The following is an 18,472-nucleotide window of genomic DNA, read 5'->3' as shown; positions in this document are numbered from 1 at the left end:
AGGAGTGGTTCCATGCCGACCTTGCTGCATATCGAATCGTCCCCGCGCAAGTCGCGGTCCGCATCGCTCGACGTCGCGCACGCGTATCTCGACGCCTGGCGCGACGCGCATCCGGAGCATCGGGTCGACGTGCTCGACCTGTGGGCGACGCACTTGCCCGAACTCGACGGCGATGCGCTCGATGCCAAATACGCGGACTTGAGCGGCACGCCGCTCAGCGAAGGCCAGCAGCAAGCGTGGGCAGGTTTTCGGCGGCTGGCGCAGCGGATGCACGACGCGGATACGCTGTTGTTCTCCGTGCCGCTGTGGAATTTTTCCATCCCCTACAAGCTCAAGCATTTCATCGATGCCGTGTCCCACCGCGGCATCCTGTTCTCATATGACGAGCGCGGGTTGGCGGGATTGCTGAACCGCAAGAAAGCCGTCGTGATCTATGCGAGAGGCCTCGACTATTCAAGGCAGTCGAGCACGCCCGCCGAGTCGTTCGACTTTCAGCGGCCGTTTCTCGAAGCGTGGCTGCGCTTCATCGGTATCACGGACATCGAATCGATCGTCGTCGAGAAAACACTGTTTGGACCTGAAATCGATCACGCGGGCAGAGAGGCTGCGCGCGAACGGGCCGTGACGCTGGCACACGCGGCTTCGTCATCATCGGCAGCGTCGGCTTCGGTTGACGGCTGAACCGGCCAATGGCGGGAGATCGCCGAGCAGCGTGCGGTCGTCGGCGATCGAAAATCATTGCAGACGAAAAAACGCCCGCCACAAGCGCATCGCGCTTGCAGCGGGCGTTCGACGCCGGCGGCCGACACCGCAAAACTCCCGTTTCACGGCGCCGCGAACCCCCGTCATACCATCATCGTGCTTACTTGCCGCCGATGCTCTTCAGCGGCTTCCACTCGCCCTTCTCGACCTTGTACATCGTGATGCCGCCGTTCTTCAGGTCGCCCTTCGCGTCGTACGCGACGTGGGTCGACGTGACGCCGGCCATGTCGGTCTTCGCGAGCACCGGCAGGTACTTCGCCGGATCGGTCGAATCGGCCTTCTTCATCGCGTTCAGCATCGCCATCGCGCCGTCGTATGCGTACGGCGAGTAGGTCTGCACGTCTTCGCCGAAGCGCTTCTTGTACTTCTCCGCGTACGACTTGCCGCCCGGCATTTCGTCGAGCGGGAGGCCCGCCAGCGATGCGATCGTGCCTTCGGCCGCGTTGCCCGCGATCTTCAGGAACGTCGGCGTCTTCACCATTTCGCCGCTCATCAACGGTGCGCTCATGCCGAGCGCCTTCATCTGCTTGACCATCGGCGCTGCCTGCGAATCCGCGCCGCCGTAGTAGACGAGATCCGGCTTCGCCGCCTTCAGCTTGGTCAGGATCGCCTTGAAGTCGACGGCCTTGTCGTTCGTGAACTCACGGTCGACGATCGTCGCGCCGCCGGCCTTCGCAGCCTTCTCGAACTGGTCGGCGAGACCCTGGCCGTAAGCCGTGCGGTCGTCGACGATCGCGATCTTCTTCATGCCGAGATCCTTCGACGCGAACGTGCCCGCCACCGAGCCCTGCTGCGTGTCGGACGTCATCATGCGGAAGGTCGTCTTGTAACCCTGCTGCGTGTATTCCGGCGCCGTCGCCATCGCGATTTCCGGAATGCCGGCGTTCGCGTAGATGCGCGAGGCCGGGATCGTCGTGCCCGAGTTGAAGTGGCCGAGCATGCCCTTGATGCCGTCATCGACGAGCTTCTGCGCAACCGTCGTGCCGGTGCGCGGGTCAGCCTGGTCGTCCTGCGTCTCGAGCATGAACTTCACCGGCTTGCCGCCGATCTTCGGGTTCGTCGCGTTGAAGTCTTCCAGCGCGAGCGCGATCCCGTTCTGCATATCCTTGCCGTAGTGAGCCTGGGCGCCCGTCATCGGCCCTGCGTAACCGATCTTCACGTCGTCCGCATGGGCCGTCCCCGCCAGCGACATGACAGCGACGAACGTCGCGCCTGCCACCTTTTTCATCGTGTGTTGCATAGCATCTCCTTGGTACCAGGGTAAATGGAGCGGCTTCGGGATCGCCTTGCCGCTTCCTTTGTTTGATCCGAACGGCAAGGATGGTCAGCCGATCGTCATCAAATTCGCATTGCCGCCCGCCGCGGCCGTGTTCACGCTGACCGAGCGCTCGGTCAGCAGCCGCTCGAGCGCGTAGTCTTCCGCGTCGCCGTTCTCGAACGCGCCCGCCGACACGCCCTGCACCGACACGATCGGGCCCGGCCGCTGCGCGACGTCCTTCACGAGCGTCTGCAGTTCGTCGCTGTCGCCTTCGAACAGCACCGCGTCGAACGGCGCGTCGGGCTGCTTGCGCACGGCCGCATGCGCCTTCAGCGCGGCCGGCAGCGCCGCGACCAGCGCCTCGCCCGCCGCACCGGCGAACAATGCGCGGTTGCCCGTCGCCAGCACCGCCGCGAACTGCGCACGCGCACCGCTCGGCGTCGCCGCGACGCACAGCACCGTGCCGCGCGGGCCGAGTGTATACGTGTTTCGCTCGCCCGTCGGGCCGGTCAGCACCGCGGTCGCGCCGGCCGGCACCTGCGCCAGATAGCCGTCGCAGCGCGCGGCCAGCGCCGGTTCGCGCTGCTCGATCAGCCAGTCGCGCAGCGCGGTGAGCGCCGCCGCCGGGTTGCCGCGCGAGTCGCCTTCGACCGCGCCGTCCGCGATCAGCATCTGCGCGAGCGAGCGCGGCAGGCCCGACGGACGCGTCGCGAGCAGGCGCTGCAGGTACAGCGCGCCGCCGGCCTTCGGGCCCGTACCCGATAGCCCTTCGCCGCCGAACGGCTGCACGCCGACCACCGCGCCGATCACGTTGCGGTTCACGTAGATGTTGCCGACGTGCGCGTTCGAGATCACGTGCGCGATCGTCTCGTCGATCCGCGTATGGATGCCGAGCGTCAGCCCGTAACCGGTCGCGCGGATCTGCTCGAGCAGCTTGTCGAGTTGATTGCGGCGGTAGCGCACGACGTGCAGCACGGGGCCGAACACCTCGCGCTTGAGCTCGTCGATGCTGCCGATCTCGATCAGCGTCGGCGGCACGAACGTACCGTGCGCACAGGCTTCCGGCGCCGGCAGCTGCGTGACCGTGTGGCCCTTGTCCGTCATCGTCGCGACGTGCGTGTCGATCGTCTGCTTCGCTTCGGCGTCGATCACCGGGCCGACGTCGGTCGACAAACGGTCCGGGTTGCCGAGCGCCAGCTCGTGCATCGCGCCCTTGAGCATCGTCAGCGTGCGGTCCGCGACGTCGTCCTGCAGACACAGAACGCGCAGCGCCGAACACCGTTGACCGGCCGAGTCGAACGACGACTGCAGCACGTCCGCGACCACCTGCTCCGCGAGCGCCGACGAGTCGACGATCATCGCGTTCTGGCCGCCCGTTTCCGCGATCAGCGGAATCGGCTTGCCGTCCGGGTCGAGGCGCGCGGACAGCGTCTTGTTGATCAGGCGCGCCACTTCGGTCGAGCCGGTGAACATCACCGCGCGCGTGCGCGAATCGGCGACCAGCGCCGCGCCGACGGTCTCGCCGGTGCCCGGCAGCAACTGCACCGCGCCGGCCGGCACGCCGGCCTCGCGCAGCAGGCGCACGGCTTGTGCGGCGATCAGCGGCGTCTGTTCGGCCGGCTTCGCGAGCACCGTATTGCCGGCTGCCAGTGCAGCGGCCACCTGGCCCATGAAGATCGCGAGCGGGAAGTTCCACGGGCTGATGCAGACCACGGGGCCGAGCGGACGGTGCGTGTCGTTCGAGAATTCGTCGCGGATCTGCGCCGCGTAGTAGCGCAGGAAGTCGACGGCCTCGCGGATTTCGGCGATCGCGTTCGGCAGCGACTTGCCGGCCTCGCGCACGATCAGACCCATTAGCGTGTGCATCTGCGCTTCGAGCAGGTCGGCCGCGCGCACCAGGCAGTCGGCGCGCGCATCGACCGGCGTCGCCTGCCAGATCGGCGCGGCAGCCACCGCATGCGCGAGCGCCGCGCTCACGTGTTCGGCCGTCGCTTCGCTGACCGTGCCGACCACGTCGCGCAGGTCGGCCGGGTTGCGCACGTCGCGCGCCGGTGCGTCGGCGAGCGCGTCGTCGGCGAGCATCGGCGCCGCGCGCCACGGATGATGCGCACTCGCGAGCAGCGCGGACGACAGCGACGCGAGGCGGTGTTCGTTCGACAGGTCGAGGCCCATCGAGTTGGGACGCTCGTCGCCGTACAGGTGGCGCGGCAGCGGGATCTTCGCGTGCGGCGCGCCGAGCGGCACGACCTTCGACGCCTCGTCGACCGGATCGGCGACCAGTTCCTTCACCGACACGGTCTTATCGGCGATGCGGTTCACGAACGACGTGTTCGCGCCGTTCTCCAGCAGGCGGCGCACCAGGTACGCGAGCAGCGTTTCATGCGTGCCGACCGGCGCGTACACGCGGCACGGGCGGTTCAGCTTGTCGCGGCCCGTGACTTCCTCGTACAGCGGCTCGCCCATCCCGTGCAGGCACTGGAATTCGTACTGGCCCGGGTAGTAGTTGTGGCCGGCGAGGTGATAGATCGCGGCCAGCGTGTACGCGTTGTGCGTCGCGAACTGCGGGTAGACGGCGTCCGGCGCCGCGAGCAGCTTCTTCGCGCACGCGAGGTAGGACACGTCCGTGTAGATCTTGCGCGTGTAGACCGGATAGCCTTCGAGGCCGTCGACCTGCGCGCGCTTGATTTCGCTGTCCCAGTACGCGCCCTTGACCAGGCGGATCATCAGGCGGTGACGGCTGCGGCGCGCGAGATCGATCAGGTAGTCGATCACGAACGGGCAGCGCTTCTGGTATCCCTGCACGACGAAGCCGATGCCGTTCCAGCCCGCGAGCTCCGGATCGAAGCACAGCGCCTCGAGCAGGTCGAGCGACAGTTCGAGACGGTCGGCTTCTTCCGCGTCGATGTTCAGGCCGATGTCATAGCGACGCGCGAGCAGCGCCAGCGCGCGCACGCGCGGCAGCAGCTCGCTCATCGTGCGGTCCTGCTGCGAGCGCGCGTAGCGCGCGTGCAGCGCCGACAGCTTGATCGAGATGCCCGGGCCTTCGTAGATGCCGCGGCCGCCGGCCGCCTTGCCGATCGCGTGGATCGCCTGCTCGTACGACGCGTAGTAGCGCAGCGCGTCCTCTTCGGTCGTCGCCGCTTCGCCGAGCATGTCGTACGAGTAGCGGAAGCCGCGCGCTTCGTACTTGCGGCTGTTCGCGAGCGCCTCGGAAATCGTCTCGCCGGTGACGAACTGCTCGCCCATCAGGCGCATCGCCATGTCGACGCCCTTGCGGATCAGCGGCTCGCCGCCGCGGCCGATCAGGCGCGTGAGCGCCGACGACAGGCCCGCTTCGCTGTTGGTCGTCACGAGCTTGCCGGTGATCATCAGCCCCCAGGTCGCCGCGTTCACGAACAGCGACGGCGCGTGGCCGACGTGCGAGCGCCAGTCGCCCTTGCTGATCTTGTCGCGGATCAGCGCATCGCGCGTCGCGCGATCGGGGATGCGCAGCAGCGCTTCGGCGAGACACATCAGCGCGACGCCTTCCTGGCTCGACAGCGAGAACTCGTGGATCAGCCCTTCGACGCCGCCGCCCGAGTTCTTCTCGCGCAGCGCCTCGACGAGCGTCGTCGCGAGCGCCTGCGCGTCCGCTTGCAAGTTGGCCGGCAGGCGCGCCTGGCCCAGCAGGAACGGCACGCATTCCGGCTCGGGTCGGCGATACGCGGCCGTGATCGCCGCGCGCAGCACCGATTGCGGCTGCACGTTCTGCGCGAACTCGAGGAACGGATGCGGCGAGTTGTCGTCGTCGCTGTCCGTCGCCTGACCGTCGGCGAGCTCCGTCACGCCGCTGTGGCCCGACAGCTCGGGCGGCAACTGGCCGTGCTCGATCCGCTCGAGATACGCGAAGATCGCCTGCTTGATCAGCCAGTGGGGAGTGCGCTCGAGACGCGCGGCCGCGTCTTTCAGGCGCGAGCGGAGAAGGTCGTCGACTTTGACGCCGAGAGTCGTGCTTGCCATGGTGGGTTCGTGCGCCGGTGCGGGCCCGGCAATGTGGTGTGAGAGGATGCGCGAAATCCTACGGCACGCAATAAAAAGGTGCAACCGAATTGCGAGATTGGTTGCACCCACAAGTTAGCCAATATAATCAGCCACTTAGATCGTTGCAACCTAGGGGTTGCCCGTGGTCGGCGGATCGGTGTTTTCCCTGATCGGGCCGATTTGGCGCGCGTGGGCAACCCGCGGGGTGCCGGGCGGAGAGCGAAAACGGTTGCACTGGGCGGCTGGACGGGTGCCGCAAGCGGGTGGGAGAGAGTCTCGACAGCCGGCTCGCGTGAACAGATGATGGCGCGCGGCCCGCGCCGCTCGGATCAGATATCGAGCGGATCGACCTCGAGGTTCCACCGATGGACGCCCTTCAGCGCGCGCAGCTCGGGGAGCCAGGCCCGCAGCGCATGCTGCAGCGCCGCCCGCGACGCGCTTTCGAGCAGCAGTTGCGCGCGGTGGACGTTCGCGACCTTCACGATCGTCATCGGCACCGCGTCGTATACGGTCACCCGATCGGCGCCTGGCAGCCCCGGCAGCGCGGCGGCGGCCTGCAGCAGGAACGCGAGCGCCGCGTCGAGCGTGCGTCCTTCGGCGCGCAGCAGCGCCTGGTAGACGAACGGCGGCAGGTGCGCGTCGCGGCGCTCGCCGAGCGTCGAATTCGCGAAGCCGACGTAATCCTGCCGGCCGAGCGCGTGATACAGCGCGTGACGCGGATAACGCGTCTGCACCAGCACCTCGCCGGGTAGCCCGGCGCGCCCGGCGCGACCGCTCACCTGCATCAGCTGCGCGAACAGCCGCTCGCTCGCGCGGAAGTCGTGCGAGAACAGCGCGGTGTCCGCATTGAGCACGCCGACGAGCGACACGCGCTGGAAGTCGTGCCCCTTCGCGATCATCTGCGTGCCGACCAGGATGTCGACTTCACCGGCGTGCACGTCCGAGAACAACGCCTGCGCGCTGCCCTTGCGTCGTGTGCTGTCCGCGTCGATCCGCAGGATCCGCGCGCCCGTCACGGCCTCGGCAAGCGCCTCCTCGATGCGCTGCGTGCCGCGCCCGAGCGGCGCGATGTCGACGTTCCCGCATTCCGGGCACGAGCGCGGAATACGCGCTTCCCAGCCGCAGTGATGGCAGCGCAGCGCATGCTCGGGCTTGTGCAGCACGACGTAGGCGCTGCAGCGCGGGCAACCGGCGACCCAGCCGCACGCGTCGCACGCGAGCTGCGGCGCGTAACCGCGCCGGTTCAGGAACACGAGGCTCTGTTCGCCGCGCTCGAGCCGCGCCTTCAGCGCCGCGACGAGCGGCCCCGACAGCCCGCCCAGCGACGCGCGCCCGCGCCGCCGCTCCTCTTCGAGATCGATCAGCCGCACGGTGGGCAGCGTCGCGTCGGCCACCGCGCGGCGCGACAGCGTGAGCCGCGTATAGCGCCCCTGCTCGGCCTGCCACCAGCTTTCGAGCGACGGCGTCGCCGAGCCGAGCACGACCGGAATGCCGAGATGCTTCGCGCGCCACACCGCGAGATCGCGCGCCGAATAGCGCAACCCTTCCTGCTGCTTGTACGCGGGCTCGTGCTCCTCGTCGACGACGATCAGCGCGAGCGTCGGCAGCGACGCGAGCACCGCGAGCCGCGTGCCGAGCACGATCCGCGCGCGGCCCGTGTGCGCGGCGAGCCAGTTGCGCGCACGTTCGCCCTCGGCGAGCCCGCTGTGCAGCGTGACGATCGCGTCGTCCGCGAGCGTGCCCGCGAAGCGCGCGCGAAACGCGGCCTCGAACTGTGGCGTCAGGTTGATTTCGGGCACGAGCACGAGCGCCTGCGCGTCGGGCCGCGCGTCGAGCAGCGCGGCAAGCGCATGCAGATAGACCTCGGTCTTGCCGCTGCCCGTCACGCCGTGCAGCAGGAACGGCGCGAAACCCTGCGCGGCGCGGATCGCGTCGAGCGCCTCGGCCTGCTGGTCGGTGAGCGCCGGCGGCACAGCTCGTCCACTGGTTGTCGACAGGTTATCCACAGCTTTGGGCACAGGCGCATCGGCCCAGCCGATCTCCTCGATCGCGACCCAGCCGCGCGCCGCCCAGTCGTCGAGCGTGGCGGCCGCCTTCGGGTGCAACGCGCGCACGTCGGGCAACGTCAGCGAATCGGTGTCGGCGAGCGCCTGTGCGAGCCGTCGCAGCGCGGCCCCGCGCGCGGGCAGTGCGTCGGGAAGCGCGGCGCGGCCGGCTTCGCTCAGCCGGTAGCGCACCTCCGGCGCCAGCAGCCGCCCCCAGCGCTGCGCATCGCGCAACGCCTGCGGCAACGCCGGCAGCGCGACTTCGCCGCGGCCGCGCTGGTAGTAGTCGGCCGCGAACGATACGAGCGCGAGCCAGTCGGGCGCCAGCGGCGGCAGTTCGGTACAGATGGCGTCGATCCCGCGCAACCGCGACGGCGGCACGTCGGTGTGAGTCGTCACTTCGCAGACGAGCCCGACGACCTGCCGCTTGCCGAACGGCACCTGGACGAGCGTGCCGGGCTCGGGCGCCGGCTGGACGTCGCAGCGGTAGTCGAACAGGGTGGCAAGCGGGTGGTCGAGCGCGACGCGCAGGTAGGTATCGGCCATCAGCGCGCTCCGGCGGCGGTTCGCGGCGCACGAACGGCCGGCGCCCACGTTCGCGTCAAGGTGGCGAACTTAAAGTAAAACTTCAGATTCGGCGCTAAGTTTTGGATTCGCATTAGGAATCGCCGTATACCCTGAACTGCCTGTGGATAACTTTGTTGAGAACTCGCCGTTCAACAGCCGCAAAGCGCGCGGGGCCGTGCTTTCCGCCGATTTGGCCCGCTCGCTGCCGCATCCCGCGAAGCCTTATTCCATAAGGCTGCTATTCAAATTCCCAAACCATAGCGAGACAATTCGACCGATACAGGGCTCTACCGCGCTGCAACGTGGAAAATGTGCATAAGTCAAGTCTTGACAAGCGATGAATCGGCAACCGGTGCGGGCTTGCGCCCTGTTTAGTGCCGACCGCGAAACGCCGTCACGCCGCGGTGCAGCATGACGGCGCTTGCGCTCAGACCGCCGCTCCGCTAAGGATCTTGCGGCTGTGGCTATGCACTTCGTCGACGAGTTCGGCGACGTGATCCGGCGACGTGAACTGCGAAATGCCGTGGCCGAGGTTGAATACGTGGCCCGGATGATTGCCGTAGCTGTCGAGTACCGCGCGCGCCTGCTCGCGCACCGCGGCCGGCGGTGCAAACAGGATCGTCGGGTCGAGGTTGCCCTGCAGCGCGACGCGCCCCGCGACGCGCTCGCGCGCGGCGCCGAGGTTCACCGTCCAGTCGAGCCCGACCGCGTCGACGCCGGTCGCCGCGATTTCCTCGAGCCACAGCCCGCCGCCCTTCGTGAACGTGATCACCGGCACGCGCTCGCCGTCGTGCTCGCGCTTGAGCTGGCCGACCACGCGGCGGATGTAGTCGAGCGAGAAGCGCTGGTACGCGCCGTCCGCCAGCGCGCCGCCCCACGTATCGAAGATCATCACGGCCTGCGCGCCGGCTTCGATCTGCGCGTTCAGGTACGCGGCCACGGCCTGCGCGTTCACGTCGAGGATCCGGTGCATCAGGTCGGGGCGCGAATACGCCATCGACTTCACCGTGCGGAAATCGTCCGACCCGCCGCCTTCGACCATGTAGCACGCGAGCGTCCACGGGCTGCCCGAGAAGCCGATCAGCGGCACGCGCTGGCGGCCCTGGCCGTCGGTCAGCGCGCGGCGGATCTCGCGCACGGCGCCCGTCACGTAGCCGAGCGTCGCTTCGATGTCCGGCACCGCGAGCTTCGCGACGTCGGCCTCGGTGCGCACCGGATGCGCGAACTTCGGCCCTTCGCCGACCTGGAAGTCGAGGCCGAGACCCATTGCGTCGGGAATCGTCAGGATGTCCGAGAACAGGATCGCGGCGTCGAGCGGGAAGCGCTCGAGCGGCTGCAGCGTCACCTCGGTCGCGTAGTCGGGATTCTTCGCGAGGCCGAGGAAGCTGCCGGCGCGTGCGCGCGTCGCGTTGTATTCGGGCAGGTAGCGGCCGGCCTGGCGCATCAGCCAGATCGGCGTGTAGTCGGTCGGCTCGCGCAGAAGCGCACGCAGGAAGGTGTCGTTGAGCAGGTTATGGGCCACGGTAGGAGCGACGATGCGAAGGCAAAGCGGCATTTTACCGGAGCGGGGCCGTGCCGCCGCGTATGCCGATGCGATGGCGGCCATATGACGCGCGCGAGGGCTCCGTTATGATCGGACGCTGATATCAACCCGAACGAAGGAGGAGACCGATGAAGACATTCGCCCCGCTGGCCGCGCTTGCCGCCGCCACCCTGCTTTGCTGCGCCGCCGCGCACGCTCAGACCGCCGCAGCCGCGTCCCCGGTCGCCGGCGCCAACGCCGGCTCGCGACTCGACGACGTGCTCGCCCGCGGCACGCTGCGCGTGTGCACGACAGGCGACTACAAGCCGTATTCGTACTACCGCACGGACGGCCGCTTCGAGGGCATCGACATCGACATGGCCGAATCGCTCGCGAAATCGCTCGGCGTGAAGGCCCAGTTCGTGAAGACGAGCTGGTCGAACCTCACCAACGACTTCGTCGCGAAGTGCGATATCGCGGTGGGCGGCGTATCGACCACGCTCGAGCGCCAGAAGCGCGTGTTCTTCACGCAGCCATACGTGGTCGACGGCAAGACGGCGATCGCGCGCTGCGCGGATGCAGACAAGTACCAGACCGTCGCGCAGATCGACCGGCCCGAGACCCGCGTGATCGTGAACCCGGGCGGCACCAACGAGCGCTTCGCGAAGCAGTTCTTCACGCACGCGAACCTCACCGTCTATCCGGACAACGTGACGATCTTCAAGCAGATCCTCGCGGGTAAGGCGGACGTGATGGTGACGGACGCGTCCGAGACGATGCTGCAGCAAAAGCTGAATCCGGGCCTCTGCTCGGTGCATCCGGACAAGCCGTTCCAGTTCGGCGAAAAGGCGTACATGGTGCCCCGCGGCGACGTCGCGTTCCAGCAGTACGTCGACCAGTGGCTGCACCTCGCGCTGTCGAGCGGCGAGTACCAGTCGATCTCCGACAAGTGGCTGAAATAAGCGCGATCGCGCACGGCAACGGCCGCCGATAACGCGCACCGACCCCGCGTCCCTCTCATCGAATGCGAAGCGCCGTTACATCTCGGCGCGGGACGCGGCGGTCGCAAAATCGTGAAACTGGCCGAATGGCCGACTATCGCGGCCGCCGATCACGTTTCAAAATCTTTCCGACGAATGAATCGTCATACACGGTAGCTGTCATGCGATGCACGTTCGGTCGTGTAAATCGGCAATTCGCTGATGCCGATACGCATGAAAAACGCATTGCGCGCACACGATGAAAACTCTGCGGAAAGGATAAGTAAATATGACCATTTTCAGGATCCCGAAAACAGCAAAAAATCCCGGAAAGCCTTATCTGGCGGGCGTTACAACCTGAAACACTTTGTTACCGCGAGGGGTCATTAATTCGCCCACAATGGGCCTCAACGGTTTCAACACGGATGCGGTCTCGTGTGCCAAGTGTGAGCGGACGCGAAGCGCTGCGAGCCAGTCGGTCACGTACCGAAGCCCTTCCGAGGGGCATCCCTGTTGGAGTCGTTTCCGGCCCCCGCCGGACACGGTTTCATCTTTGGTCTCCTCGCGCTAACCCCGTAGCGTGTGGTTTTTAGCGGGCTAATAAGCCCGCTTTTTTTCGTCCATCGAAAACGCAGCGGCCCGCATCGGGCGGCCCGAAGGCCGCCGCGCTTTTCCGCCTCCGGGCCGCCCGTCGTTTCAAGCGGTCTTCTGCACGTCGAGCTTGAGTTCCTCGATCATCCGTTCGCGCATCACGAACTTCTGCACCTTGCCCGTCACCGTCATCGGCAGCTCGTCGACGAAGCGGATGTAGCGCGGAATCTTGTAGTGCGCGATCTGGCCATTGCAGAACGCGCGCACGTCGTCCTCCGACATCTGCTCGTCCGCACGCAGCACGATCCACGCGCACAGCTCCTCGCCGTACTTCGCATCGGGCACGCCGAACACCTGCGCGCTCTGAATCTTCGGATGCCTGAACAGGAATTCCTCGATCTCGCGCGGGTACACGTTCTCGCCGCCGCGGATCACCATGTCCTTCAGCCGGCCCACGATGTTGCAATAGCCGTCCGCATCGAGCGTCGCGAGATCGCCCGTGTGCATCCAGCCGTCGACCAGCACCTCGCGCGTCTTCGCGTCGTCGTCCCAGTAGCCGAGCATCACCGAATAGCCCTTCGTGCACAGCTCGCCCGTCGCGCCGACCGGCACGATGCGCCCTTCCGGATCGACGATCTTCACTTCCAGATGCGGCTGAATGCGGCCGACCGTCGTCGTGCGCTTCTCGAGCGGATCGTCGGTCGAGCTCTGGAACGACACGGGGCTCGTCTCCGTCATCCCGTACGCGATCGTGATCTCGGACAGATGCATCTGCGACACGACGCGCTTCATCGTCTCGATCGGGCACGGCGAGCCGGCCATGATCCCGGTGCGCAGCGTCGACAGGTCGAATTTCGCGAATTCCGGATGATCGAGTTCCGCGATGAACATCGTCGGCACGCCATGCAGCGCGGTGCAGCGTTCGTCGGCGACGGCCGCGAGCGTCGCGACCGGGTCGAACGCCTCGCCGGGGAATACCATCGCCGCGCCCGTCGATACGCACGCGAGCACGGCCAGCACCATCCCGAAGCAGTGATACAGCGGCACCGGGATGCACAGCGCGTCCTGCTCGCTGAACCGCATCGCCATCGCGATGAAGCGCGCGTTGTTGACGACGTTGCGGTGCGCGAGCGTCGCGCCCTTCGGGCTGCCGGTCGTGCCGCTCGTGAACTGGATGTTGATCGGATCGGTGGCCGCGAGCGTCGCGCCGATCGCATCGAGCCGCGCGACGTCGAGCGTGTCGCGGCCGCGCGCCATCACGTCGGCGAAGCGGAACATGCCGGCCGGCGCGACGTCGCCCATCGACACGACCGTGCGCAGGCTCGGCACGCGCGCCGCCCGCAGGTCGCCCGGCGTCGCGCTCGCGAGCTCCGGCGCGATGGTCTGCAGCATCTCGACGTAGGCCGACGTCTTGAAGCGCTCGGCCGCGATCACGGCCTTGCAGCCGACCTTGTTCAGCGCGTATTCGAGTTCCGCGAGCCGGTAGGCCGGATTGATGTTGACGAGGACCGCGCCGATGCGCGCGGTCGCGAATTGCGTAAGCAGCCATTCGCTGCGGTTCGGCGACCAGATGCCGACGCAATCGCCCTTCACGATCCCGAGCGCGGCCAGGCCGGCCGCGAGCACGTCGACCTCCTGCACGAACTCGCGCCAGGTCCAGCGCACCTGTTGTTCGCGGAACACGACGGCCGGACGATCGGGAAAACGGCCGGCGGTGTCGAGCAGGAACCGGCTGATCGTCGCTTCGGATAGCGGCACGTCGGTCGCGCCGCGCACGTACGACAGTCCGTTTTCGGGCGCGATCAGCGCCCCCACGTCAAGGTCTGCTGCCATCGATGTCTCCGTCCGTTTTTGTCCGATCGGCCCGGCACGCGGCTCACGCGCGCCTGCTCCGCCGCGATCGCGGCGGACCGCCTCTGCACGCATGATGCCGCGCGCCGCTGACGACACTCTGACATCAAATCGCGGCCGACGGATGAAATAGCACGACCGGACGATACGATCCGGCCCGAAAAAAAACAGACGAAAACGACGGACGAAAAAAAAGCAGCCCGAAGGCTGCTTCCTTTCGCGGGATACGCGCGCGCGGCTTAGTGCCGGCTGCGAATCTTCGCGAGGCGCTGGATCGCCTCAAGCTGCGCCATCGCGGTCGCGAGCTCGGATTGCGCCTTTGCGAGGTCGAGGTCCGACTTCGCGTTCTGCAGCGTTTCCTCGGCACGCTTGCGCGCTTCCTCGGCTTTCGCCGCATCGAGGTCCTTGCCGCGGATCGCGGTGTCGGCGAGCACCGTCACGGCGCCCGGCTGCACTTCGAGAATGCCGCCCGCGACGAACACGAATTCGTCGTTGCCGCCCTCGACTTCGATGCGCACCGCACCCGGACGAATCCGCGTGATCAGCGGCGTGTGACCCGGCAGAATGCCCAGCTCACCCGTTTCGCCCGGCAGCGCGACGAATTTCGCCTCACCCGAGAAGATCTGCTCTTCCGCGCTGACGACGTCTACTTTGATGGTTGCCATATCGACTCCTGCCGACGGGAGTTGGCGCTTTAGCGCTTACTCCCGTCCCATGCCGCGCTTGGAAAGAGTTGGCGCTTCAGCGCTTACTCTTTCCTCGCGGCGGTCGATCGGAGCGGACACTTGCGCGCTGACTCCGATCCCATGCACGGCGAGTTGAGCGTGTCGCGTGGGCTCCGATCCGCGAAAAGATACCATCATGGTATCCATCGCGGACGCACGGCGCCCGCCGCGTTACGCCCGCCCCTTACGAGATCTTCTTGGCCTTTTCGAAGGCTTCGTCGATCGTGCCGACCATGTAGAACGCCTGTTCCGGCAGGTGGTCGCACTCGCCGTCGACGATCATCTTGAAGCCACGGATCGTTTCCTTCAGCGGCACGTACTTGCCCGGCGAACCCGTGAACACTTCAGCGACGTGGAACGGCTGCGACAGGAAACGCTGGATCTTACGCGCACGTGCGACCGACAGCTTGTCTTCCGGCGACAGTTCGTCCATGCCCAGAATCGCGATGATGTCGCGCAGTTCCTTGTAGCGCTGCAGCGTCTGCTGAACGCGACGCGTGATCGAGTAGTGCTCTTCACCGATCACGTTCGGGTCGATCTGGCGCGACGTCGAGTCGAGCGGGTCGACCGCCGGGTAGATACCCAGCGAAGCGATGTCACGCGACAGAACGACGGTCGCGTCCAGGTGGCCGAAGGTCGTGGCCGGCGACGGGTCGGTCAAGTCATCCGCAGGGACGTACACGGCCTGAACCGACGTAATCGAGCCCTTCTTGGTCGACGTGATGCGTTCCTGCAGCTTGCCCATTTCTTCAGCCAGCGTCGGCTGATAGCCCACTGCCGACGGCATACGGCCGAGCAGTGCCGACACTTCGGTACCGGCCAGCGTGAAACGGTAGATGTTGTCGACGAAGAACAGCACGTCGAGGCCTTCGTCACGGAAGTGCTCGGCCATCGTCAGGCCGGTCAGCGCGACGCGCAGACGGTTGCCCGGCGGCTCGTTCATCTGGCCGTACACCAGCGCGACCTTGTCGAGAACGTTCGAGTCCTTCATTTCGTGGTAGAAGTCGTTCCCTTCACGGGTACGCTCGCCCACGCCCGCGAACACGGAGTAACCGCCGTGTTCCTTCGCGATGTTGTTGATGAGCTCCATCATGTTGACGGTCTTGCCCACGCCAGCACCGCCGAACAGGCCAACCTTGCCGCCCTTCGCGAACGGGCAGATCAGGTCGATGACCTTGATACCCGTTTCGAGCAGTTCGGTCGACGGCGACAGTTCGTCGAACGCCGGAGCCTTCTGGTGGATCGAACGCGTCACTTCGCTTTCGATCGGGCCAGCTTCGTCGATCGGACGGCCGAGCACGTCCATGATTCGGCCGAGGGTCGGCTTGCCGACCGGCACCGAAATCGGTTTTGCCGTGTTCTTCACGGTCAGGCCGCGGCGCAGGCCGTCGGATGCACCCAGACAAATGGTACGGACCACGCCGTCACCCAGCTGCTGCTGGACTTCGAGCGTCAGTTCCGAGCCATCGAGAATGAGCGCGTCGTAGATCTTCGGCATGCTTTCGCGCGGGAATTCCACGTCGATAACGGCGCCGATGCACTGTACGATCTTGCCTTCTACCAAAGCAGCAGTACTCATCGCTTTTCCTTTAAATACCTGATTCTTTACTCGCGCAAAGGCGCAGTTGTCGTCCCGGGCGCGCGCTTAAACAGCGGCTGCGCCGCCGACGATCTCCGACAGTTCTTTCGTAATCGCGGCCTGGCGGCTCTTGTTGTATACGAGCTGCAGTTCGCTGATCACCGTCTTCGCGTTGTCGGACGCGGCCTTCATCGCGACCATCCGCGCCGATTGCTCGGACGCCATGTTCTCCGCGACAGCCTGGTAAACCAGCGCCTCGACGTAACGCACGAGCAGTTCGTCGACGACTGCCTGCGCGTCCGGCTCGTAGATGTAATCCCACGACGTGGCCGGCGTACCGTCATCGGCCTCGAAGTGCTCCGACGACAGCGGCAGCAACTGCTCGATCACGGCTTCCTGCTTCATCGTGTTGACGAAGCGCGTGTAAGCGATATAAACCGCCGACAGCTTGCCTTCCGAGTACAGGTCGAGCTGCGTCTTCACGGCGCCGATCAGCTTGTCCAGATGCGGGGTGTCGCCGAGGTGCACGACCTGCGACATCACCTTCGCGCCGAAGCGGTTCAGGAACCCGAGGCCCTTGCTACCGATCGCAGTGGCTTCGACCTTCTGGCCCTTCTCTTCCAGCTCCTTGAACTTCTGCACCGTCGCACGCAGCACGTTGGTGTTCAGACCACCGCACAGACCCTTGTCCGTCGTGACAAGGATGATGCCGGCCGTCGTCGCGCCGTCGTTCGCCACCATGAACGGGTGGCGGTACTCCGGGTTCGCACGGCTCATGTGCGCGGCGATGGCTCGGACCTTGTCCGCGTACGGACGAGCGGCGCGCATGCGTTCCTGCGCGCGGCGCATCTTCGATGCGGCCACCATCTCCATCGCCTTCGTGATCTTGCGCGTGTTTTGCACGCTCTTGATCTTGCCGCGAATTTCCTTCATTCCAGCCATAGCTTGCTCCTTGACCGAAGCGGCGCGGGCGCATCAGCACCCGCGCGGCCTCAGTGTGTCACTCGCGGATCAATAGGCACCCGACTTCTTGAAGGACTCGATCGCCGCGCGCAGCGCGCCTTCGTCGTCCTTCGAGAGATCCTTGGTGTCTTCGATGCGCTTGATGAGGTCAGCGTGGCTGGTCTTCAGGTTGTCGCGCAGGCCCTTCTCGAACGGGAGCACTTGCTTCACGTCGAGATCGTCGAGGTAGCCGTTGTTCGCGGCGTACAGCGACACGGCCAGTTCCCACACCTGCAGCGGCTGGTACTGCGGCTGCTTCAGCAGTTCCGTCACGCGGCGGCCGCGCTCGAGCTGCTTGCGGGTCGCTTCGTCGAGGTCCGATGCGAACTGCGCGAATGCGGCCAGTTCACGGTACTGCGCGAGGTCGGTACGGATACCGCCCGACAGCTTCTTCACGACCTTCGTCTGAGCGGCGCCACCGACTCGCGACACCGACACGCCGGCGTTGATTGCCGGGCGGATGCCTGCGTTGAACAGGTCGGTTTCCAGGAAGATCTGGCCGTCGGTGATCGAGATCACGTTCGTCGGAACGAACGCGGTCACGTCGCCAGCCTGCGTTTCGATGACCGGCAGTGCCGTCAGCGAGCCGCTCTTGCCCTTCACTTCGCCGTTCGTGAACTTCTCGACGTACTCTTCCGACACGCGAGCAGCACGCTCGAGCAGACGCGAGTGCAGATAGAACACGTCACCCGGGTAGGCTTCACGGCCCGGCGGGCGGCGCAGCAGCAGCGAGATCTGACGGTATGCCCAGGCTTGCTTGGTCAAGTCGTCATAGATGATCAGCGCGTCTTGACCGCGGTCGCGGAAGTATTCGCCCATCGTGCAGCCGGCGTACGGTGCGAGGTATTGCATCGCGGCCGAATCCGAAGCCGAAGCGGCGACGACGATCGTGTATTCCATCGCGCCCGTTTCTTCGAGCTTGCGCACCACGTTCATGATCGACGAAGCCTTCTGGCCGATCGCGACGTAGATACAGACCAGGTCCTTGCCCTTCTGGTTGATGATCGCGTCGATCGCCACCGCGGTCTTGCCGCACTGACGGTCGCCGATGATCAGCTCACGCTGGCCACGGCCGATCGGCACCATCGCGTCGATCGACTTGATGCCCGTCTGCACCGGCTGCGACACCGACTTACGCCAGATCACGCCCGGAGCGATCTTTTCGATCGCGTCGGTCAGCTTCGCGTTGACCGGGCCCTTGCCGTCGATCGGGTTGCCGAGCGCGTCGACCACGCGGCCGACGAGTTCCGGACCCACCGGAACTTCGAGAATGCGGCCCGTCGTCTTGACGACGTCGCCTTCCGAGATGTGTTCGTATTCGCCGAGAATCACAGCGCCGACCGAGTCGCGCTCGAGGTTCAGCGCGAGGCCGAACGTGTTGCCCGGAAACTCGAGCATTTCGCCCTGCATCACGTCCGACAGGCCGTGGATGCGCACGATACCGTCGGTCACGGAGATCACGGTGCCCTGGTTGCGAACGTCTGCGCTCGCTTCAAGGCCCTGGATCCGGCTCTTGATCAGCTCGCTGATCTCAGAGGGATTGAGTTGCATTATTCGCTCCTGATAGTCA

The 18,472-nt window shown here is 66.1% G+C and carries 11 protein-coding genes; 2 read left to right on the top strand and 9 right to left on the bottom strand.

Going from position 1 to position 18,472, the window contains the following annotated elements; translation table 11 throughout:
- Positions 1-12 precede the first annotated feature (12 nt).
- Positions 13-681, top strand: a complete 669-nt coding sequence (locus tag BAMB_RS00525) for an FMN-dependent NADH-azoreductase (RefSeq protein WP_011655627.1) — start codon at positions 13-15, stop codon at positions 679-681.
- A 181-nt stretch (positions 682-862) separates the two neighbouring features.
- Here BAMB_RS00525 and BAMB_RS00520 read toward each other — a convergent pair whose 3' ends face one another.
- The 4 genes from BAMB_RS00520 to hemE all read right to left on the bottom strand — a co-directional run bounded on the left by BAMB_RS00520 (position 863) and on the right by hemE (position 10,174).
- Positions 863-2,002 (bottom strand): branched-chain amino acid ABC transporter substrate-binding protein, encoded by a 1,140-nt coding sequence (locus BAMB_RS00520; RefSeq protein ID WP_011655626.1) that lies wholly within the window; start codon positions 2,000-2,002, stop codon positions 863-865.
- An 84-nt stretch (positions 2,003-2,086) separates the two neighbouring features.
- Positions 2,087-6,019, bottom strand: coding sequence for a trifunctional transcriptional regulator/proline dehydrogenase/L-glutamate gamma-semialdehyde dehydrogenase (gene putA / locus BAMB_RS00515; protein WP_011655625.1), 3,933 nt, complete (start codon positions 6,017-6,019; stop codon positions 2,087-2,089).
- Positions 6,020-6,369: 350 nt separating this feature from the next.
- On the bottom strand, positions 6,370-8,631 hold the full coding sequence (locus BAMB_RS00510) for a primosomal protein N' (RefSeq protein WP_011655624.1): 2,262 nt from the start codon (positions 8,629-8,631) through the stop codon (positions 6,370-6,372).
- A gap of 448 nt (positions 8,632-9,079) precedes the next feature.
- Positions 9,080-10,174: a uroporphyrinogen decarboxylase gene (hemE, locus tag BAMB_RS00505; RefSeq protein ID WP_041491061.1), complete on the bottom strand. Its 1,095-nt coding sequence runs from the start codon at positions 10,172-10,174 to the stop codon at positions 9,080-9,082.
- A 149-nt stretch (positions 10,175-10,323) separates the two neighbouring features.
- Here hemE and BAMB_RS00500 point away from each other — a divergent pair, with 149 nt between their 5' ends.
- Entirely contained in the window at positions 10,324-11,136 is an 813-nt protein-coding gene (locus tag BAMB_RS00500; protein WP_011655622.1) for a transporter substrate-binding domain-containing protein, read from the top strand.
- 714 nt (positions 11,137-11,850) lie between these two features.
- Here BAMB_RS00500 and BAMB_RS00495 read toward each other — a convergent pair.
- From BAMB_RS00495 to atpA, 5 genes are all read right to left on the bottom strand, one after another.
- Positions 11,851-13,578 carry an AMP-binding protein gene (locus BAMB_RS00495; protein WP_011655621.1) on the bottom strand — a complete coding sequence of 576 codons (1,728 nt, stop codon included), beginning with the start codon at positions 13,576-13,578 and terminating at the stop codon, positions 11,851-11,853.
- 257 nt (positions 13,579-13,835) lie between these two features.
- The gene (locus tag BAMB_RS00490) at positions 13,836-14,261 is read right to left on the bottom strand and encodes a F0F1 ATP synthase subunit epsilon (RefSeq protein ID WP_006477288.1); all 426 of its coding nucleotides are present in this window, start codon (positions 14,259-14,261) and stop codon (positions 13,836-13,838) included.
- 244 nt (positions 14,262-14,505) lie between these two features.
- Entirely contained in the window at positions 14,506-15,900 is a 1,395-nt protein-coding gene (gene atpD / locus BAMB_RS00485; RefSeq protein ID WP_011655620.1) for a F0F1 ATP synthase subunit beta, read from the bottom strand.
- Positions 15,901-15,966: 66 nt separating this feature from the next.
- Positions 15,967-16,842: a F0F1 ATP synthase subunit gamma gene (atpG, locus tag BAMB_RS00480; RefSeq protein WP_006751770.1), complete on the bottom strand. Its 876-nt coding sequence runs from the start codon at positions 16,840-16,842 to the stop codon at positions 15,967-15,969.
- Positions 16,843-16,911: 69 nt separating this feature from the next.
- Entirely contained in the window at positions 16,912-18,453 is a 1,542-nt protein-coding gene (gene atpA, locus BAMB_RS00475) for a F0F1 ATP synthase subunit alpha (RefSeq protein ID WP_011655619.1), read from the bottom strand.
- Positions 18,454-18,472: the final 19 nt, after the last annotated feature.

The organism is Burkholderia ambifaria AMMD, from assembly GCF_000203915.1.
In the GTDB taxonomy this organism is placed as follows: domain Bacteria; phylum Pseudomonadota; class Gammaproteobacteria; order Burkholderiales; family Burkholderiaceae; genus Burkholderia; species Burkholderia ambifaria.
This window is presented reverse-complemented; position numbering and strand designations above follow the sequence as displayed.